This is a genomic window from Prosthecomicrobium sp. N25, assembly GCF_037203705.1.
GTDB lineage: Bacteria > Pseudomonadota > Alphaproteobacteria > Rhizobiales > Ancalomicrobiaceae > Prosthecodimorpha.
This window is the reverse complement of record NZ_JBBCAT010000004.1, coordinates 53,628-71,833: the sequence shown is the minus strand read 5'-3', so window position 1 is coordinate 71,833 and position 18,206 is coordinate 53,628. Positions and strand designations below refer to the sequence as shown.

Below are 18,206 nucleotides of genomic sequence, written 5' to 3'. Positions count from 1 at the left end.
GAACCGTCAAGGGCCACCCATGCAGGGCATCCTCTACGAAGAACCGAGCATCCTGCTCTTTCTCCTGGTCACCTGCCTGATGGGCGGATGGGCGGCCTGGATGACCGGCAAGGCCTGCGCGTCGACCTGGCGGCCCTACCCCGTCCTCGTCACCTACCTTCTGGTGCTCGGGCTCGCGGTGCGCTTCATCCACTTCGCGCTGTTCCACGGTACCCTGCTGTCGCTCCAGTTCTACGTGGTCGACACGCTGGTGGTGCAACTGATCGGCGCGGCGGGGTACCGCCATACGCGGGTGAAGCAGATGGTGACCAAGTATCGGTGGCTCTACGGCGGCAGCGGCCCGCTCGCCTGGACCGAACGGCGCTGACGCTGCGTCCGCGATACGCAGATTCCTCTCGCAACGAGAGGATTTCGGGTGACAACTCGTTGTTTTCGGGCAAGGATCTCGCCTCGACGGGTTGGCGCCCGCCGGCTGGGGGGCCGGCGGATATCCCCCGGGATGGAACCGGCGGTCGGGCGCGGCGTCTCCGTGCCCGCGGCCGGATGACATCGAACGCAGAGGGCCTTGCGGAACAACCGGGATCCAACGGTGCCGGCACGGCTCGAACACTCTGGAGAGGAGCATCCCCATGAAGAAAATCTGGTTGGCCAGCACCGTACTGGCCGCCTCCTTCGTCTTCGCCGGCGCCGCCAGCGCGCAGATCAAGATGGGCGTCGCCGGTCCGATCACGGGTCCGAACGCGGCCTTCGGCGCGCAGCTGAAGAACGGCACCGAGCAGGCGGTCGAGGACATCAACGCCGCCGGCGGCATCCTCGGGCAGAAGATCGTTCTCTCGGTCGGCGACGACGTGTCCGACCCGAAGCAGGGCGTCTCGGTCGCCAACAAGTTCGTCGGCGACGGCGTCAAGCTGGTCGTCGGCCACTTCAACTCGGGCGTCACGATGCCCGCCTCGGAGGTCTACGCCGAGAACGGCCTGCTCGCCATCACCCCGTCGGCGACCAACCCGAAGATCACCGAGCGCGGCCTCTGGAACATCTTCCGCACCTGCGGCCGTGACGACCAGCAGGGCAAGCTCTGGTCCGACTACGCGGTCTCCAACCTCAAGGGCAAGAAGATCGCCGTCGTCCATGACAAGACGACCTACGGCCAGGGCCTCGCCGACGCCGCCAAGGGCTTCATGAACGCCGCCGGCATCAAGGAAGTCCTCTACGAAGGCGTGAACACCGGCGAGAAGGACTATTCGGCCCTCGTCTCCAAGATCAAGGCCTCGGGCGCCGACATCCTGATGTGGGGCGGCCTCCACACCGAGGGCGGCCTGATCGTGCGCCAGATGCGCGACCAGGGCCTGAAGACCGTGATGATGTCCGGCGACGGCATCACCGACAACGAGTTCGCCACCATCGGCGGCGACGGCGTGATCGGCACCCTCATGTCCTTCGGCCCGGATCCGCGCGACAACCCGGCCGCCAAGGACGTGGTGGCGAAGTTCCGCGCCAAGAACTTCGAGCCGCAGGCCTACACTCTCTACTCCTACGCCGCCGTCCAGATCATGAAGCAGGCCGCCGAGAAGGCGAACTCGCTCGATCCGAAGAAGATGGCCGAAGTCATGCATTCTGGCATGACCTTCAAGACCGTCCTCGGCGACATCTCCTACGACAAGAAGGGCGACCGCACGACCGTGGACTACGTGATGTACACGTGGAACAAGGGTCCGGACGGCAAGATCAGCTACTTCCAGAACAAGTGATCCCTCGAGCCGAAAGGCTCCGGACCATCCGAGCCGCCGCGGAGCGATCCGCGGCGGCTTTCGTTTGCGGGCCGCCCGGCCGAGGGGTCGAGGGCCCGGCGCGAACCTGCTATCCTTCTGACTCGATGGAGGTGCCGATGAACCGGCTGGTGCAGCATTCGACCCGGGCTTGGATCGCGAGGGCGCCGGATCCCGTCCGGTTTCCGACGGGGACCCGGGCCTGATCCATGAGCGAGCGCCGCGCCGGACCCCACAATTCGATCGTCGACGTCGCGGGCCTCGCCGTCGGCAACGCCGGCGACCTGCGCCTGAAGTCGGGCGTCACCGTCGTCATCCCCGACGAGCCCGCGGTCGCCTCGGTCCACGTGATGGGCGGCGCGCCCGGCACGCGCGACACGGACCTCCTCGCCCCCGAGCAGACCGTCGACCGGGTCGACGCCCTGGTCCTCTCCGGCGGCTCCGCCTTCGGGCTCGATGCCTCGGGCGGCGTGCAGGCCTTCCTGCGCGAGCAGGGCCGCGGCTTCGCGGTCGGCGACGTGCGGGTGCCGATCGTGCCCGGCGCGATCCTGTTTGACCTGCTCAACGGCGGCAACAAGGACTGGGCCCGCCACCCGCCCTACCGCGAACTCGGCTACCGCGCCGCCGTCGCCGCCACCGCGGAGCACCTCGGCCTCGGCTCCAACGGCGCCGGCCTGGGCGCCACCACCGCCACCCTGAAGGGCGGGCTCGGCTCCGCCTCGCTCCTGCTGCCGAACGGCGTCACCGTGGCCGCCCTCGTCGCCGTCAACGCCGTCGGCTCGGCGACCGTCGGCGACACCGGCCATTTCTGGGCCGCGCCCTTCGAGATCGGCGCCGAGTTCGGCGGCTTCGGCCTGCCCGCGCCCATGCCGCCCGACGCCGCGATCCCGCGCCTGAAGGGCGCTGCCGGCGACGCGCCCGTGGTCGGCGGCAACACCACCATCGCGATCGTGGCGACCGACGCGGTCCTGACCAAGTCGGAGGCGAAGCGCGTGGCCGTGATGGCGCACGACGGTCTCGCCCGGGCGCTCTTCCCGGCCCATACGCCCTTCGACGGCGATCTCGTCTTCGCGCTGGCGACCGGGCGCCGGATGCTGACCGGCGGCCTGCCCGACCTCGTCCGGCTCGGCATCGGCGCCGCGGACGTGCTCGCCCGGGCGATCGCCCGCGGCGTCTACGAGGCCCGCCCCGCACAGGGCGACCTGGTCCCGGCCTGGCGCCAGCAGTTCAGCGCGACCTGATCGGCGCCGGCCCGTAGCGAGGGCGGAGGCTCACTCGGCCGCGGCCGGCAGCGCACGGGCGTCCGAAGCCTCCCAGCGCGCCAGGAGCCCTTCGCGCCGGGCCGCCGCCCGCGCCATGTTGGCCTCCTTGACCGGCCCGTAGCCCTTCGCCCCCTCCGGCACCCGCGCGATCTCGACCGCCAGCGCCAGCCGGTCCGGGCGGAGCCCGGCGATGAGCGCCTCGACGTCGGCGACATACCGGTCCCGGAGGGCCCGCTCCGCCCGGCGCTCGTGGGTGCGCCCGAACAGGTCGAGCGCGCCGCCGCGCAGGCCCTTCAGCCCCGCCAGCACCCGGAACGCCGTAAAGACCCACGGCCCGAACGCCATCTTGCGGGGCCGGCCGGTCGCCGGGTCCATGCGCGAGAGCATCGGCGGCGCCAGCATGATCTTGATCTTGTCGACGCCCTCGAACTGCTCGGCGAGCTTCGCCTCGAAGGCCGGGTCGGCGTAGAGCCGGGCGACCTCGTACTCGTCCTTGATCGCCATCACCCGGTAGAGGTTTTCGGCGACAGCCCGGGTCAACCGGTCCGACCCGCCGCCGAGCGCCGCTTCCGCCCCACGCACCCGGCCGACCAGGTCGGTGAAGCGCTGCGCGTAGGCGGCATCCTGGTAGGCCGTCAGTTCCGCCGCCAGGAACGCGATCCGCTCGTCGAGCGTCCGCTCCGTCACGGTCCGCTCCGGCGCCACCAGGGCGAGGAGCGTCTCCGGAGCGCCGGCCATCAGCCGCCCCGCGTGGAGCGCCTGCAGATTCTGCCCGACGGAGGCGCCGTTGAGCCGCACGGCCGTCTCCAGGGCCTCGATCGACACCGGCAGGAGCCCCTGCTGCAGGGCATGGCCGACCAGCATCATGTTGGCGTAGATGGCGTCGCCGAAGAGCTTCTCGGCAATGCCGGCGGCGTTGAACTCCGCGTAGCTGCGCGAGGCCTCGCGCAAGGCCCGGGCGAGACGCGCCGCCTCGAAGCTCTGCACCTGCTTCAGCACGAACTCCGCCGTCGGCGCGACCCGGCCGTTGGCGACCGTCGCGGTCCGCTCCGGCGACATCACCGTCAGGGTCTCGGCCCCGGCCGCCACCAGCATGTCGGACGCGATGAGCACATCCAGCGAGGCCGGCGGCACCCGCGGCCCCTCGATCGGCGCCCCGCCGCGCGCGAACCGCACGTAGGAGGTCACGGGCCCGCCCTTCTGGGCGAGGCCGGTCATGTCGAGCGTCAGGGTGTTCAGGCCGTCCACATGCGCCGCCATGGCGAGCACCGCCCCGACGGTCGTGACCCCCATGCCGCCGATGCCGGTGATCGACAGGTTGACGGTCCGGTCGACCGGCGCCTGCAGCGGGATCGGCAGCGCCCGCGCGAGCGTCGCCGGGTCCGGCCCGGTCCGCGGCGCCCGCTTCACGCCACCGCCCTCGACCCATACGAAGGACGGGCAGAAGCCCTTCACGCAGGAATAGTCCTTGTTGCAGCTCGACTGGTTGATCTTGCGCTTGCGGCCGAACTCGGTCTCGATCGGCTCCACCGAGACGCAGTTGGACTGGACCGAGCAGTCGCCGCAATCTTCGCAGACACGGTCGTTGATGAAGAGCCGGAGCGCCGGATCCTCGTACTGCTGCTTCTTCCGCCGCCGCCGCTTCTCGGCCGCGCAGGTCTGGTCGTAGACGAGGACCGAGACGCCCTCATAGGTCTGCAGCTCCCGCTCCACCTCCATCAGGTCGTCCCGGTGACGCACCGCGACGCCGCGAAGGTCCGACCGGCCCTGGAGGAGCTCCGGCCGCTCCGACAGGACGACCACCTTCTCGACACCCTCCGCCGTCACCTGGGCGACGATCTGGGGTACGCTCAGCGGCCCGTCGTGCGGCTGCCCGCCCGTCATCGCCACCGCGTCGTTGAAGAGGATCTTGTAGGTGATCGGGATCTTGGCGGCGACCGCCTGTCGGATGGCGAGCGAGCCGGAGTGGTAGTAGGTGCCGTCGCCCAGGTTGGCGAACATGTGCCGGTCCTTGGCGAAGCGGTGCGCGCCGACCCAGGGCACGCCCTCCCCGCCCATGGCGACGAGACCTTCCGTGGTGCGGTCGGCCACCTCCGTCATGGCGTGGCAGCCGATGCCCGGCATCGCCCGGGCCCCCTCCGGCACCTTGGTCGAGGTGGAGTGCGGGCAGCCCGAGCAGAAATAGGGCGAGCGCCGCGCGTCCGTGGCATGGCCCTGCGCCCACATGGACTGCTGGACGATCCGCTCCGCGGCGGCGCGCATCGCAGCGTCTTCGGCCGCGCCCGGCAGCACGGTCAGGAGCGCGGGCACGATCTCGGCCGCGGAAAGCTCCCGGATGGCGGAGAGGAACGGCGTGCCCTTCGGCGTGGTCTTGCCCCAGATCTGCGGGCGCTTGAAGTCTGGCCAGTTGTAGAGGAGCTCCTTGATCTGGGTCTCCATCAGCGGCCGCTTGTGCTCGACCACCACCATGGTCTCGAGGTTGCGCGCGAAGTTGGAGATCCCGACGGGCTCGATCGGCCAGCTCATCGCCACCTTGTAGATGGCGAGCCCCATGGCGGTCGCGCGCGCGTCGTCGATGCCGAGGAGGTCGAGCGCCTGGCGGAGGTCCCGGTAGGCCTTGCCGGTCGCCACGATGCCGATGCGCGGACGGATCGAGCCGAAGCGGATGCCGTCGAGGCCGTTGGCCCGGACATAGGCCTTGGCGGCCGGGAGGCGCAATTCGCGGACCGAGGCCTCGGTCTCCAGACGCGTGCGCAGCAGGATCGGCCGGTTGACGTCGCCCTCCGCGCGCGGATCGGCCCCCTCCGGGCGCACGAAGCGGAGGCGGTCCAGGCCGACCTCGACGATGCCGGAACTGTCCATCGTGTCCGCGAGGGCGATCAGCGAGACCCAGAGGCCGGAGAAGCGCGACAGCTCGAGCCCGTGCAGGCCGTAGTCGAGGACGTCCTGCAGGTCGGCCGGATTGAGGACCGGGATCTCCAGATCCATGAAGTGGAATTCGGACTGGCAGGCGACGGTCGAGGACTTGGCGAGGTGGTCGTCCCCGGCGATCGCGAGCGCGCCGCCGAGACGGGCCGTGCCGGAGGCGTTGGCGTGCCGGAAGACGTCGCCGCAGCGGTCGACGCCCGGGGCCTTGCCGTACCAGATGCCGAAGACGCCGTCGTGGGTGGAGCCCTGACCGGCGAGCCCGACCTTCTGGGTGCCCCAGACCGCGGTGGCGGCGAGTTCCTCGTTGACCCCGGGGGTGAAGTGGACGTCATGGGCGGCGAGCGCCTTGCGGGCGGCGACGAGCTGCTGGTCGTAGCCGCCGAGCGGCGAGCCGCGGTAGCCCGAGACGAAGCCGGCCGTCTTCACGCCGGCCCGGCGGTCGAGCCGGATCCGGTCCATCGGCAGGCGCACCAGCGCCTGGATGCCGGTCATGTAGGCGGCGCCCGTCTCCAGGGCGTATTTGTCGTCGAGCGTGATCTTTCCGAACGGCTGCGTCATCCGAACCCCTCCTCGACAGGGCCCGCGCTCCACCCGTCTCCGAACACCGGCGGCCCCGTCCGGGATCCCTCCCGACGCCGGCGACGGCGAAGTCGCTGCTTGAAAGAATTATGCTGCGGTTCGTGGACAATTTCCGTGCTATTTTGCCGGCTGTATCGATCAGACCGAATTCATTCTTCTCGAAGGGCCTGCATGACCGACCAGATTCTTCTCGACGCGGGGGACATCCGGATCCTCCGCGTCCTGCAGGAGGACGCCTCGCTGTCCATCGCCGAGGTGGCGCTGCGCGCCGGCATGAGCCAGACTCCCTGCTGGCGGCGCATCAAGCGGCTGAAGGAGACCGGCGTCATCAAGCGGGTGGCCGCCCTGGTCGACCGCGAGAAGATCGGCCTCGGCTTCGCCTCCTACACCTTCGTCAAGCTCGCTTTGCCCTCCACCGAGAACATGGCGGAGTTCGACCGGATGGTGAACCGCTGGCCGGAAGTGGTTCTCTGCGAGAGGATAACCGGCGCCGTCGACTACATGATCAAGGTCGTCACCGACGACATCAAGTCCTACGACGTCTTCCTGCGCATGAAGCTCCTGAACTCGCAGCTCGTCTCCGACGTCCAGTCGCGCATCGTCGTCTCGACCGTGAAGGACACGCCGAGCCTGCCGCTCCACGAGGGCTGACGGCCCCGCAAGGGTCCGGGTCCTCCCTGGTGTGCGCGGTTGAGGGGGCTCTGCTATCCTCCGCCGGTGTCAGCGACCGGGAGAGCGCCCATGTCGAACACCGCGACCAGGCCGTCACGCTCCTACGGGGGCGCGCTCCTCGTCCTCCTTGCCCTGGCGATCCCGCCCGCCGCCGCGCAGGAACGGACCCTCACCTACCTGCCCGACACCGGCGACGAGGAGACCTTCGACGTCGACGTGTCGACCGAGTTCTCCTCCGCGGGCGTCGAGGCCAGGGGCCCCGGCTGCGCCTACAAGCTGACGCTCCGTATCCTCGACGCCGTCGCGGGCGAGCCGATCCGCGCGCGCATGACGGTCGGCGACATCCGCGTGCGCGACGGGGCCGAGCCGGGCCTGAACCTCGAGGCCGCGGCGCCGCTCCTCGTCCTGGACCTGCCGCTCGACCTCCGTCTCGACCGCCAGGGCCGCCCCGTCACGGTGGAGAACTGGTCGAAGCAGCGCCCCGAGATCCTCGCGCGGCTCAAGTCCGGCCTCGGCGGCGGTCCGGCGGAGGAGCAGATCCGCAAGACGGTCGAGGGCCTCGACGCCGACCGCGCCGCCCGGCTCTTCGCCCGCCCGCTCGACCTCGTCGCAGGCGGGCGCGGCCAGCCGGTCCCCGGCTCCACCGCCCGCATCGACCGCACCGTGAAGAACCAGCCCGGCCCGACCTTCCTGCCGGGACCGCACACCTGGTCCTTCTCGATCGAACCGCCCGACAAGGGCTACGGCCATGTCGCCGTCAGCTGGGAGGCGACCCCGGCGGCCGAGGTGACCCGGCTCGTCCCCGGCACCCCGCCGGGGTCCACCCACCAGGAGCAGGCCTTCGCGACCTACCGGCAGGACGGGGTCCCGACGAGCTTCGCCTGGCGCGCCACCCTGAAGACGCCGACCAACAGCATCGCCCGCATCCTGCGCCTCGATCTGCCGATCGAGCGCTGGACGAAATAGTCCGGCCGCGCCGCTCAGGCGCGGAAGAAGCGCTCGGCCCGGAACGGCTTCGGATCGACCACCGCCGGCTCCCCGGTGACGAGGTCGGCGAGCAGGCGTCCGGAGATCGGCCCCTGGGTGAAGCCCAGGTGGCCGTGACCGAAGTCGAGCCACAGGCCGGGGACGCCCGGCGCGGCCCCGATCACCGGCAGCGAGTCCGGCAGCGCCGGCCGGCGTCCGAGCCACGGCGCCGCGTCGCGGTCCTCGGCGAGCGGGAATATTCCCCGCGCGATCGGCCGCAGCCGCTCGAGCTGGCGCGGGGTCGGCGGCGCGTCGCGGTCGGCGAACTCGATGCCCGTCGTCAGGCGGATGCCCCGCTCCATGGGCGTCAGCACGTAGCCGTAGTCGTTGTCGACCACCGGCCGCGTCAGGACGGCATTGCCCTCCGCGCCGAAATGCATGTGGTAGCCCCGCTTCGGCACCAGCGGGAAGGACAGGCCCAAGCGGGACGTCAGGTCCGTCGTCCATGCCCCGAGCGCGGCGACGACCTGCGGCGCCTCCGCCGATCCGCCGGCGATGTGCACCGTCCAGTGGTCGCCCGCGCGGGCGAGCGAGCGGGCGTCGCCCCGGGCGACCTTGCCGCCGAGGCGGCGGAACAGTTCCGCATAGGCCTTCACCACACCGCCCGGCCAGGACACCGTGTCGCTCTCCGGCCAGAGCACCGCCTTGTGGAAGCGCCCGCGCAGATGCGGCTCCAGCGCGGCGAGTTCCGCGGGCTCGAGCACCCGGTAGGAGACGCCGTACTGGTCGGCGAGCCGATGCAGGAGTCCGGCTTCCGCGTAGCTCTCCGCCGACCGGTAGAGCCGGATCCAGCCGTCCTGCCGGAAGTAGCGCTCCGCCCCGGCCTCCGCGGCGAGCGCCCGATGTTCCGCCACCGCGTGCCGGCACAGGAGGTCGTTCGCCGCCGCATAGGCCTCGATGCCGGGGAGGTCCGTGTTGCGGCGCAGGGCCATGAGCCAGGGCACGACCTTGGGCAGGTGGGCGGGGTGGTAGTGCGCCTCGGTCGAAAGGTTGAGGCCGTAGCGCAGCAGCGCCTTGAGCTTGCGCGGGAACGCGACCGGCACGAAGCCCTCGCGCTCGATGACGCCGGCATTGCCGAAACTGGTCTCCTCGCCGGGCTCGCCCCGGTCGACCAGCAGCACCGACCGGCCACGCTTCTGCAACGCGAGCGCGGCCGACACCCCGACCATGCCCGCCCCCAACACGATCACGTCCACCTTCATCGCCGGTTCGACTCCCTGAGCGCGGCCGCGCCGCGTCCTTCCTGTGCGACACTAGCCCGGGCCCGCTTGCCGCGTCATGCTCCTGCCGTCATCCTGGTATGAACACGCTCGATCCGCCGGCCTGCCGGCGCCTCGGAGGAGCCTGCCGCGTGGCGATCCCGTCCGCCCTCGTCCGCCTTGCCGCGACCCTGGCCGTCCTCGCCGGCCTGGCACCTGCCGCCTGGGCCGCCGACGCGGCGCGGCGCTCCATCATCGGCTTCTCGCCGGACGGGGCCTACTTCGCCTTCGAGGAGTTCGGCATCCAGGACGGCTCCGCCTTCCCCTACGCCAATGTCTACATCATCGACACCGCCCGGGACGAATGGGTCCGCGGCTCGCCCCACCGCGTGCTGCTCCAGTCCGACCAGGCCCGTCTCGATCAGGCCCGTTCCGAGGCGCGCAACGCCGCCAGCGACACCCTGGTCCGCCTTGCGATCGGCCAGCAGGGCGAGGTGATCGTCTCCGAAGCCGCCGACAGGCTTGAGAAGGCCGCCCGTTTCGTCGCCTTCACGGTGCCCGACCAGGGCCCGGTGCGCGGCCTCGGCACGGTGCGCCTGCGCATCACCGAGCACCAGCTCCAGCGGGCCGGCTGCGCCTTCGGCAAGGACCTGCGCGGCTTCGTGCTCCAGCTCGAGGATGCCCAGGGCGCCCCGCTCCGCGTCATGCACGAGGATCGCGAGATTCCGCCGAGCCGCGGCTGCCCGAAGGGCTACGGCATCTCCGAGGTCCAGATCTTCCCCCGCATCGGCAAGGGCCCGGTCCTGGTGGTGATCGTCAGCGTCTACCGCTTCGGCTTCGAGGGCCTGGACCGGCGCTACATCGGCATCGCTACCGCCTTCGACAAGAACCCGCAGGATCCGGCGGCCTCGCCCGCCGCCGAGCCGCCCGCCCCGGGCCCGACCCCGGCCGCCCGGACGCAGAAGCCGAAGCCGCCGCCCGGAGCGCCCCGACCGTGACGACGGCGGGCGCCGGCCCGGAAACGGAATCTTCGCTCGCCGGCGCTAGGCTCTCGCCATGAACGCGCGATCCCTCCTCCGCGGACCGATGGCCGCCGGCCGGCGCCTCGTCGACGCCGTACCCGCTGCGGCCGTCTTCGCGCCCGCCTTCGGGCTCGCCGTCGCCGCCGCGATCCTCGCCAACGTCGCCTGGCGCTCCGAGGCCCTCGGGGGCCGCGCCCTCCACCTCGCCGCCGTCTATGGCGGCGGGGCCGCCCTCGGCGGCTTCGTCGCGTGGCTGGCCGCCGCGCTCTTCGCGCCGAGAAGGCCCGCGACGCGCTTCCTCCTCATGACCGTCCTCGCCGGCGGCCTCGCCCTAGCCGGCGCCGCCACGCTCGCGGCCATGGAGGTCCGCTCCTACCACGCCGCCTATCACGCGCCCTTCCCGAGCCGGATCTGGGTCCTGCAGCAGATCGGCACGCTCGCCAACGTGCTCGGCATCTTCGCGGTGCTGGGAACCCGGCTGTGCCTGCCCTTCGGTCCCCTCGCCGCCGTCCTGGCCGGCGCCGCCTATGCGCAAGCCGCCGCCCGGCGGGACGCCCGCGCCCCGCGCCCCGCGCCGGAGCCGGCCGCCCTGCCCGCCATCGCGCCCGATTACCGGGTGGACTTTTCCCCCTGATGGCGTAATCCGTCCCGGCCCTGACGCGAGCCGAGGACGCCGCCATGATCCCCCGCTACTCCCGCCCCGAGATGACCGCGATCTGGGAGCCGCAGACGCGCTTCCGCATCTGGTTCGAGATCGAGGCCCATGCGACCGACGCGCTCGCGGAACTCGGCGTCGTGCCGAAGGAGGCGGCCGCCCGGGTCTGGGAGAAGGCGCGGGACGTGACCTTCGACGTCGCCCGCATCGACGAGATCGAGCGGGTCACCAAGCACGACGTGATCGCCTTCCTGACCCACCTCGCCGAGATCGTCGGCCCGGAGGCGCGCTTCGTCCACCAGGGCATGACCTCCTCCGACGTCCTCGACACCTGCTTCAACGTCCAGCTCGTCCGCGCCGCCGACATCCTGATCGCCGATGTCGACGCCCTCCTGAAGGCGCTCGAGCGCCGCGCCTTCGAGCACAAGCTGACCCCGACCATCGGCCGCAGCCACGGCATCCATGCCGAGCCGGTCACCTTCGGGCTGAAGCTCGCCGAGGCCTACGCCGAATTCACCCGGGCCCGCGAGCGCCTCGTCTTCGCCCGCCGGGAGATCGCCACCTGCGCCATCTCGGGCGCCGTCGGCACCTTCGCCAACATCGACCCGCGCGTCGAGGAGCACGTCGCCGCCAGGATGGGCCTGGCCGTCGAGCCGGTCTCCACGCAGGTGATCCCGCGCGACCGCCACGCCATGTTCTTCGCGGTGCTCGGCGTCGTCGCCTCCTCGATCGAGCGGCTGGCGATCGAGGTGCGGCACCTGCAGCGCACCGAGGTCCTGGAGGCGGAAGAGTACTTCTCGCCGGGCCAGAAGGGCTCCTCGGCCATGCCCCACAAGCGTAACCCGGTCCTGACCGAGAACCTGACGGGCCTCGCCCGCATGGTCCGGGCCTATGCGATGCCGGCCATGGAGAACGTCGCGCTCTGGCACGAGCGCGACATCTCGCACTCCTCCGTCGAGCGCATGATCGGCCCGGACGCCACCGTCACCCTGGACTTCGCGCTCCATCGCCTGACCGGCGTCGTCGACAAGCTGGTCGTCTACCCCGAGCGCATGGCCATGAACATGGACCGCCTCGGCGGCCTCGTGCATTCCCAGCGCATCCTGCTCGCCCTGACCCAGGCCGGCGTCTCCCGCGAGGACGCCTACCGCCTCGTCCAGCGCAACGCCATGAAGGTCTGGGACAGCTACCAGCGCCAGGGCACCGCGACCGTCGACTTCCTCGAGGAGCTCCTCGCCGACACGGAAGTCCGCGCGGCCCTGAGCGAAGCCGAGATCCGCGAGAAATTCGACCTCGGCTACCACCTGAAGCACGTCGACACGATCTTCCGGCGCGTGTTCGGGCGCGCCTGAACCCGAGCGCGTGGCCTCCCGGCACGAAACGGAGGTCCCGGTCAGGGCCATCGCTCTCATGGACGCGACGGCCGTCGGCCGGGTTCGAAATGATCTCGGTCATGGCGATCACATGCCTACCGCTGCATAGATCACTGGCATGACCGCCGCTGACGGCGGAGGAGATCGTCGGGATCGATGTCGGACCTGTTCGCCTGGCTCAATGCACAGCTTCTTCGGATGGAGTGGCTTTCCGATCTGGTCCGGGTGGCGCTCGCCGTGGTCGGGATCGATTCGACGGGACGTGTCGGCGGCAGCGTCCACTTCTTCATCTACGACGTGATCAAGATCTTCATCCTGCTTTCGGTCCTGATCTTCTCGATCTCCTGGGTGCAAAGCTATTTCCCTCCCGAAAGAAGCCGGCGCATCCTGGGCCGCTTCACGGGGGTCGGCGCCGTCGCGATCGGCGCGCTGCTCGGTACGGTCACGCCCTTCTGCTCCTGCTCGTCGATCCCGATCTTCATCGGCTTCACCGCCGCCGGGCTGCCGCTCGCGGTCACCTTCGCGTTCCTGATCTCCTCCCCGCTGGTCGACCTCGCCTCGGTCGTCCTGCTCGCCGGGGTCGTGAACTGGACCGTGGCGCTGGCCTATGTGGGAGCCGGCCTCGTCCTCGCCATCCTCGGCGGCCTCCTGATCGGCCGGATGCACATGGAGGACCAGGTCGAGAGCTTCGCCTACCGCGCGCCTGTCCACGATGCCGGCCCGACACTCACGCGCCGCGAACGTTTCCTCTTCGCACGGGAGCAGGTGACCGAAATCACCGGCCGCGTCTGGCCCTATGTCCTGATCGGCGTCGGCATCGGTGCGGCGATCCACAACTGGGTGCCGGCGGATCTGATCACGCGACTGCTTGGCCAGGCCCACTGGTGGTCTGTGCCGCTGGCGACGCTCATCGGCATTCCCATCTACGCGGACATCTTCGGCACGCTCCCGATCGCCGAGGCCCTGCTCGCCAACGGCGCCGGCCTCGGCACGGTCCTCGCCCTGCTGATGGCCGTCACCGCCCTCTCGCTGCCGTCTCTCATCATGCTGAAGCGGGTCATCAAGATGCCGCTGCTCGTCACTTTCACGCTCATCGTGACCGGCGGCATCCTCCTGATCGGCTTCGGGTTCAATCTCTACGGCCAGCACACAGTCTAGAAGGAGATCCGCGATGATCATCAAGATACTCGGCTCGGGCTGCCGGAAATGCATCGCCCTCGGCGAGAATGCCAAGGCCGCGGCTCTTGCCGCAGGCCGCAAGGCGGACATTGTCAAGGTGACCGACATGGCCGCCATCGCCGGCTACGGCGTGATGTCCACACCGGGTCTGGTGATCGACGAGAAGGTGGTCTCGACCGGCAAGGTCCTCAGCCCCGAGGAGATCCGGCAACTTCTGTAGAGCCGCTCCCGGACCGGGCGACAATCATGAGTTCTCGGCCGGACCGCGCCGGCGAGCCGCCGGATTCGGCCTGGATCTTGGCCTCGCCGTCCCGCCAGAAGCCGAGCCCGATCCGGTGCGTCCGGCCTCGCGCCGGCAAACCGGCACGCCCGGTTCAACCCTCCGCTGCCGCCCCGTAGAGCGCCAGGATGCCGGTCCAGCCGCCCTCGCTGTCGTAGATCGCCCGCACCCCGGCGGCCTTCCCGCCGTAGACCTCCAGGCCGCGGTGCTCGAGGCGGACCACCGTTCCATCGCCGTCGGCCGTGAAGGTCACCTCCACAGGCTTGTCGATCGCCGGGTCGAAGCGCCAGTCCGGGGCGATCTGCCAGGCGAGCACGAGGCGGCCCGGCGGCTCCCCGGCAACGAAAGAGCTCCCCGGCCGATGCAGCAACGAAATCGGCCGGAAACGGGCCAAGGCTAGGATCGAGTTCTGCGTTTCCTTGATAGGGTCGCCGCTTTTTCGAGAGTTTCTAATCTCATGATGTATCGCCTCCCGGCGCTCCTGGCCGTTTCGGCGCTGGCGCTCCTTGCCCTTCTGGCGATCGGCTCGACAGCCCGGGCGCAGCCGTCCTTCGACTGCCGCACGGCGGAGCTTGCCGTCGAGCAGGCGATCTGCCGCTCCAAGCCGCTCGCCAAGCGCGACAGGGACATCGCCCTCGCCTACAAGGCCGCCGTGACCCGGCTCGATCCGGACGCGCGCACCGTGCTGCGCGACCACCAGCGCCGCTTCCTGGCCCTGCGCGACGAGGCCTACGGCGCGGACGGCTTCGATCTAGCCGCCTACCTCGCCGGGCGCGTCAAGGAGTTGGAGGCGATCGAGGCGGGGACCCGGACCGGCTTCGAGGGCCTGTGGATCGTCCCGGCCGGCGGCCTGGAGGTGAGGGCGAACGGTGGCGGCACCTTCGAGATCGCGCTCGCGACCCAGGACGGCGCCCTCGGCCGCTGGGTTTGCGACTTCCAGGGCCTGGCCAGGGCGGACGGCGCCGCCCTCGTCGCGCCGGCCCGCCCGGACGAGGAGATGTCCGGCTGGCGCCTGCGGCTGGAACGGTCCGGCGCCGCCTTGAAGGTCTCGGCGGAACCGCCGCCCGGCGAGGCCGGGCCCGAACCGCCCTTCTGCGGGCGGAACGGCACCGTGGACCTTCTCTACCTCCCGGCCCGGCGCTGACGCCCGCCGGCCGTCAGCCCCGTGCCTCCGCCAGCATCGCCTTGGCGCCCTGCGCCAGGTAGAGCTGGTCCTGGGCGATCGCGACCAGCCGGTAGCCGAGGACGGCCATCTGCCGCGCCCGGGCGCCCGAGATGGCGTAGATCGCCGCCACCTTGCCGCGCGCCTCCGCGGCCGCCAGGATCCGCCGCACCGGCTCGTCGACGATGGGCGCATCGCCGTTCACGTAGGCTCCGTCCGAGAGCGTGATCGACAGATCCGACGGCCCCACGAAGGCCCCGTCGATCCCGTCGACGTCCAGGATGGCCTCGAGGTTGTCCAGCGCTTCGCGCGTCTCGATCATCGCCAGCGCGAGCGTCTCGCCATTGACCGAAGCGAGGTGCCGCGTGCCGTCGGTCTCCCCGCGCAGCGTCATCGCGCGCGCCGGACCCCAGCTCCGCTTGCCGAGCGGCGGAAACTTCGTCGCCTCCGCGAAGGCGCGCGCGTCCGCCACCGTGTTGATCATCGGCGCGATCACCGCGGATGCCCCCATGTCGAGCGCCCGGCTCGCCATGGCGAAGTCGCCGAGCGGGACCCGCACGACCGCCGGCTTGCCGGCCGCCGCCACGCCCCCGATCGCCCGCATGACGGACACCGGATCGTGCAGGCCGTGCTGCATGTCGATGTTGACGGCGTCGAACCCCGCCCGCGCGGTCGCCTCCGCGACGAGCGGCTCCGGCATCGACACCCAGGACATGAACACCGTCGGACCCTGCATCACGCGGGTCCGGAAATCGAACGAACTCATTGGCGCCTCACCCCTCGCTGCCGGCCGCGTCTGCCGTCGGCCGTCCCAGTCGGCCCCGATCCTAGTGGATCGGGCTGCGCTGGGAAGCCGCAGGCGCGAAGCCCTGGTCTGCGGAAGCCGATAAAAAACCCCGCCGTCCAGGACGGCGGGGTTCGGCGAGGCCTTGAGGTCGCCCTCGGGTTCAGCCCTTGCGGATCTGCTCCGCGGCGGTCGCCATCAGCTCCTCCATGGTCCGCCGGATCTGATGATCCGACTGGGCCACGTTGGCGGCATCGAAATCGCCGCGGATCTTGCGGAACACGTCGTCGTCGCCCGGCTCGTCGAAGTCGGCGCGGACCACCTCGCGCGCATATTCCTCCGCCTTCTCGCCGACCAGGCCGAGCTTCTCGGCCGCCCACAGGCCGATCAGCTTGTTGCGCCGGGCCGTCGCCTTGAAGCGGAGTTCTTCGTCATGCGAGAACTTCTTCTCGAACCCTTCCTCACGCTTGTCGAACATGGACATGTCGGCCTCGCTCCTGGAATGACAGTGGGCGCTCCCCATATATGGGGCATCGTTGGCGCTTGCATAGCGTCAGGCGACCTTGAGATCAATCGGCGCAAGGCCGCGCTTTCGTCGGCCCGGCCCGCCTCCTCCCTGCCGTAGGGTTCCGTGGCGCTCGCGGGCGGCGGCATTGTGGATCGTCCGGCGATCGGGTAGTGTGCCACCTTGCGCGCGCGGGACCGTTGGACGATTCCATCGGCCCGCGCGTCGTCCTTCGAAGAGGTGCGCCCTCGAAAAGGCGGGATGCGGGCGCCGGATGGTCCGAGGGGGGTCAAGCCCCGCACGCGACGACTTCGGACACCGCAGAGCCGGAGCGCACCGACCGGAGACACGCAAGTCAGATGGATTTTCTCGAGAGATCACGGTACGTCCCCATGAATCGTCGCCGTCGCATTTATGAAGGCAAGGCAAAGATCCTCTATGAAGGGCCGGAGCCGGGTACCCTGATCCAGCACTTCAAGGACGACGCGACCGCGTTCAACAACAAGAAGCATGCCGTTATCGACGGCAAGGGCGTGCTGAACAACCGGATCTCGGAGTTCATCTTCACGCAGCTGAATTCGCTGGGCGTGCCGACCCACTTCATCAAGCGGCTCAACATGCGCGAGCAGCTGATCCGCGAGGTCGAGATCGTTCCGCTCGAGGTCGTGGTGCGCAACGTCGCGGCCGGCTCGCTGTCGACGCGCCTCGGCATCCCGGAAGGGACCGCGCTGCCCCGCTCGATCATCGAGTTCTACTACAAGAACGACGAGCTCGGCGACCCGATGGTGTCCGAGGAGCACATCACGGCCTTCGGCTGGGCGACCCCGCAGGACATCGACGACATCATGGCGCTCGCCATCCGCGTCAACGATTTCCTCTCCGGCCTCTTCCTCGGCGTCGGCATCCGTCTCGTCGACTTCAAGATCGAGTTCGGCCGCCTGTGGGAAGGCGACATGATGCGGATCGTGCTCGCCGACGAGATCTCGCCGGACAGCTGCCGCCTCTGGGACCAGGGCACCGGCGACAAGCTCGACAAGGACCGCTTCCGCCGCGACCTCGGCGGCATGCTCGAAGCCTACCAGGAGGTCGCCCGCCGCCTGGGCATCCTGAACGACAACGAGCGCAGCGCGGGCACCGGGCCGACGCTGGTACAGTGAGTGCGGGGGCGGAGCCGATCGCCCCGCCCCGGAATGCGATTCCGCGATCGATCACCGGTCGCGACATCGCGTAAGGATCTGATGCAGGAGATTCCGGATTGGAGCGCCGAGGGCCGGCGCTGATCCGAAGCGCCTATCCTCGATGCTTCGGCGTTGATCGCCGCCGGCCTCTCCGACGACCGACAGGCCGACCGCAACGGCGCATTTCGAACCCGCTCCGGATCGATGGCGAGGCCATCCTCGCCCTCACCCGCCGCCGCGGCCTGACCGCCCACGATGCCGCCTCTGTCGAGCTCGCACTCCGGCGAGCCGCCATGCTTGCGTCGCTGGACGGCGCCATGCTACGGGCCGCGGGAGCCGAGGGAGTCGCGCTCTTCGCCTGACCCCGCCCCTCTCGAGGACGATCCCATGAAGGCCCGCATCACCGTCACGCTCAAGACCGGCGTTCTGGATCCGCAGGGCAAGGCCATCCAGGGCGCGCTCGGGAGCCTCGGCTTCGACGGCGTCGAGGACGTCCGCCAGGGCAAGCTGATCGAGATCGAACTGGCCGAACAGGACCCGGACCGCGCGCGCGAGAGCCTCGACGCGATGTGCCAGAAGCTCCTCGCCAACACGGTGATCGAGAACTACCGCATCGAGCTCGCCTGACCGGAGCCG

General features: G+C 70.3%; 18 protein-coding genes. 13 read left to right on the top strand and 5 right to left on the bottom strand.

The features are described 5' to 3' along the window. The first annotated feature begins 19 nt into the window (after positions 1–19). The 3 genes from WBG79_RS22405 (at position 20) to WBG79_RS22395 (ending at position 3,007) form a co-directional block, all read left to right on the top strand. Positions 20–367 (top strand): DUF6867 family protein, encoded by a 348-nt coding sequence (locus WBG79_RS22405; RefSeq protein ID WP_337359462.1) that lies wholly within the window; start codon positions 20–22, stop codon positions 365–367. A gap of 262 nt (positions 368–629) precedes the next feature. After that, entirely contained in the window at positions 630–1,748 is a 1,119-nt protein-coding gene (locus tag WBG79_RS22400) for a branched-chain amino acid ABC transporter substrate-binding protein (RefSeq protein ID WP_337359461.1), read from the top strand. Positions 1,749–1,975: 227 nt separating this feature from the next. Next, positions 1,976–3,007, top strand: coding sequence for a P1 family peptidase (locus WBG79_RS22395; protein WP_337359460.1), 1,032 nt, complete (start codon positions 1,976–1,978; stop codon positions 3,005–3,007). 30 nt (positions 3,008–3,037) lie between these two features. Here WBG79_RS22395 and WBG79_RS22390 read toward each other — a convergent pair whose 3' ends face one another. Beyond that, entirely contained in the window at positions 3,038–6,514 is a 3,477-nt protein-coding gene (locus WBG79_RS22390; RefSeq protein ID WP_337359459.1) for an indolepyruvate ferredoxin oxidoreductase family protein, read from the bottom strand. Positions 6,515–6,706: 192 nt separating this feature from the next. Here WBG79_RS22390 and WBG79_RS22385 point away from each other — a divergent pair, with 192 nt between their 5' ends. After that, positions 6,707–7,186, top strand: a complete 480-nt coding sequence (locus tag WBG79_RS22385) for an Lrp/AsnC family transcriptional regulator (protein ID WP_337359458.1) — start codon at positions 6,707–6,709, stop codon at positions 7,184–7,186. Between the two features lie 90 nt (positions 7,187–7,276). Continuing rightward, positions 7,277–8,173, top strand: a complete 897-nt coding sequence (locus WBG79_RS22380) for a hypothetical protein (RefSeq protein WP_337359457.1) — start codon at positions 7,277–7,279, stop codon at positions 8,171–8,173. A 14-nt stretch (positions 8,174–8,187) separates the two neighbouring features. Here WBG79_RS22380 and WBG79_RS22375 read toward each other — a convergent pair whose 3' ends face one another. After that, the gene (locus WBG79_RS22375; protein WP_337359456.1) at positions 8,188–9,435 is read right to left on the bottom strand and encodes an NAD(P)/FAD-dependent oxidoreductase; all 1,248 of its coding nucleotides are present in this window, start codon (positions 9,433–9,435) and stop codon (positions 8,188–8,190) included. A gap of 149 nt (positions 9,436–9,584) precedes the next feature. Here WBG79_RS22375 and WBG79_RS22370 point away from each other — a divergent pair, with 149 nt between their 5' ends. From WBG79_RS22370 to WBG79_RS22350, 5 genes are all read left to right on the top strand, one after another. Further along, the gene (locus tag WBG79_RS22370) at positions 9,585–10,430 is read left to right on the top strand and encodes a DUF2259 domain-containing protein (RefSeq protein WP_337359455.1); all 846 of its coding nucleotides are present in this window, start codon (positions 9,585–9,587) and stop codon (positions 10,428–10,430) included. 58 nt (positions 10,431–10,488) lie between these two features. Further along, on the top strand, positions 10,489–11,088 hold the full coding sequence (locus tag WBG79_RS22365) for a hypothetical protein (RefSeq protein WP_337359454.1): 600 nt from the start codon (positions 10,489–10,491) through the stop codon (positions 11,086–11,088). A gap of 44 nt (positions 11,089–11,132) precedes the next feature. Continuing rightward, entirely contained in the window at positions 11,133–12,461 is a 1,329-nt protein-coding gene (gene purB, locus WBG79_RS22360; RefSeq protein WP_337359453.1) for an adenylosuccinate lyase, read from the top strand. Between the two features lie 177 nt (positions 12,462–12,638). Next, the gene (locus WBG79_RS22355) at positions 12,639–13,640 is read left to right on the top strand and encodes a permease (protein ID WP_337359452.1); all 1,002 of its coding nucleotides are present in this window, start codon (positions 12,639–12,641) and stop codon (positions 13,638–13,640) included. A 13-nt stretch (positions 13,641–13,653) separates the two neighbouring features. After that, the gene (locus WBG79_RS22350) at positions 13,654–13,881 is read left to right on the top strand and encodes a thioredoxin family protein (protein ID WP_337359451.1); all 228 of its coding nucleotides are present in this window, start codon (positions 13,654–13,656) and stop codon (positions 13,879–13,881) included. A gap of 154 nt (positions 13,882–14,035) precedes the next feature. Here the strand turns inward: WBG79_RS22350 and WBG79_RS22345 are convergent, their stop codons facing one another. Beyond that, on the bottom strand, positions 14,036–14,257 hold the full coding sequence (locus WBG79_RS22345) for a hypothetical protein (RefSeq protein ID WP_443147504.1): 222 nt from the start codon (positions 14,255–14,257) through the stop codon (positions 14,036–14,038). A 141-nt stretch (positions 14,258–14,398) separates the two neighbouring features. Here WBG79_RS22345 and WBG79_RS22340 point away from each other — a divergent pair, with 141 nt between their 5' ends. After that, positions 14,399–15,085: a lysozyme inhibitor LprI family protein gene (locus tag WBG79_RS22340; RefSeq protein WP_337359450.1), complete on the top strand. Its 687-nt coding sequence runs from the start codon at positions 14,399–14,401 to the stop codon at positions 15,083–15,085. Between the two features lie 13 nt (positions 15,086–15,098). On the opposite strand, the gene WBG79_RS22335 is transcribed toward WBG79_RS22340, so the two are convergent. Together WBG79_RS22335 and WBG79_RS22330 are read right to left on the bottom strand one after the other, a co-directional pair. Beyond that, positions 15,099–15,869: an HpcH/HpaI aldolase family protein gene (locus WBG79_RS22335; protein WP_337359449.1), complete on the bottom strand. Its 771-nt coding sequence runs from the start codon at positions 15,867–15,869 to the stop codon at positions 15,099–15,101. A gap of 181 nt (positions 15,870–16,050) precedes the next feature. After that, complete coding sequence (locus WBG79_RS22330) at positions 16,051–16,371, bottom strand: DUF1476 domain-containing protein (protein ID WP_337359448.1); 321 nt, start codon at positions 16,369–16,371, stop codon at positions 16,051–16,053. A gap of 380 nt (positions 16,372–16,751) precedes the next feature. Here WBG79_RS22330 and purC point away from each other — a divergent pair, with 380 nt between their 5' ends. Both purC and purS read left to right on the top strand, forming a co-directional pair. Next, positions 16,752–17,549, top strand: a complete 798-nt coding sequence (gene purC, locus WBG79_RS22325) for a phosphoribosylaminoimidazolesuccinocarboxamide synthase (RefSeq protein ID WP_337359447.1) — start codon at positions 16,752–16,754, stop codon at positions 17,547–17,549. A 408-nt stretch (positions 17,550–17,957) separates the two neighbouring features. Further along, complete coding sequence (gene purS / locus WBG79_RS22320; RefSeq protein WP_337359446.1) at positions 17,958–18,197, top strand: phosphoribosylformylglycinamidine synthase subunit PurS; 240 nt, start codon at positions 17,958–17,960, stop codon at positions 18,195–18,197. The last annotated feature ends 9 nt before the right edge of the window (positions 18,198–18,206 follow it).

What these genes read in the sequence shown, in the direction of transcription:
- WBG79_RS22335 (WP_337359449.1), bottom strand. Translation starts at nt 15,869, where the DNA reads ATGAGTTCGTTCGATTTCCGGACCCGCGTGATGCAGGGTCCGACGGTG.
- WBG79_RS22400 (WP_337359461.1), top strand. Translation starts at nt 630, where the DNA reads ATGAAGAAAATCTGGTTGGCCAGCACCGTACTGGCCGCCTCCTTCGTC.
- WBG79_RS22390 (WP_337359459.1), bottom strand. Translation starts at nt 6,514, where the DNA reads ATGACGCAGCCGTTCGGAAAGATCACGCTCGACGACAAATACGCCCTG.
- purB (WP_337359453.1), top strand. Translation starts at nt 11,133, where the DNA reads ATGATCCCCCGCTACTCCCGCCCCGAGATGACCGCGATCTGGGAGCCG.
- WBG79_RS22405 (WP_337359462.1), top strand. Translation starts at nt 20, where the DNA reads ATGCAGGGCATCCTCTACGAAGAACCGAGCATCCTGCTCTTTCTCCTG.
- WBG79_RS22355 (WP_337359452.1), top strand. Translation starts at nt 12,639, where the DNA reads ATGTCGGACCTGTTCGCCTGGCTCAATGCACAGCTTCTTCGGATGGAG.
- WBG79_RS22330 (WP_337359448.1), bottom strand. Translation starts at nt 16,371, where the DNA reads ATGTCCATGTTCGACAAGCGTGAGGAAGGGTTCGAGAAGAAGTTCTCG.
- WBG79_RS22340 (WP_337359450.1), top strand. Translation starts at nt 14,399, where the DNA reads ATGATGTATCGCCTCCCGGCGCTCCTGGCCGTTTCGGCGCTGGCGCTC.
- WBG79_RS22380 (WP_337359457.1), top strand. Translation starts at nt 7,277, where the DNA reads ATGTCGAACACCGCGACCAGGCCGTCACGCTCCTACGGGGGCGCGCTC.
- WBG79_RS22375 (WP_337359456.1), bottom strand. Translation starts at nt 9,435, where the DNA reads ATGAAGGTGGACGTGATCGTGTTGGGGGCGGGCATGGTCGGGGTGTCG.
- purC (WP_337359447.1), top strand. Translation starts at nt 16,752, where the DNA reads ATGGATTTTCTCGAGAGATCACGGTACGTCCCCATGAATCGTCGCCGT.
- purS (WP_337359446.1), top strand. Translation starts at nt 17,958, where the DNA reads ATGAAGGCCCGCATCACCGTCACGCTCAAGACCGGCGTTCTGGATCCG.
- WBG79_RS22350 (WP_337359451.1), top strand. Translation starts at nt 13,654, where the DNA reads ATGATCATCAAGATACTCGGCTCGGGCTGCCGGAAATGCATCGCCCTC.
- WBG79_RS22385 (WP_337359458.1), top strand. Translation starts at nt 6,707, where the DNA reads ATGACCGACCAGATTCTTCTCGACGCGGGGGACATCCGGATCCTCCGC.
- WBG79_RS22395 (WP_337359460.1), top strand. Translation starts at nt 1,976, where the DNA reads ATGAGCGAGCGCCGCGCCGGACCCCACAATTCGATCGTCGACGTCGCG.
- WBG79_RS22365 (WP_337359454.1), top strand. Translation starts at nt 10,489, where the DNA reads ATGAACGCGCGATCCCTCCTCCGCGGACCGATGGCCGCCGGCCGGCGC.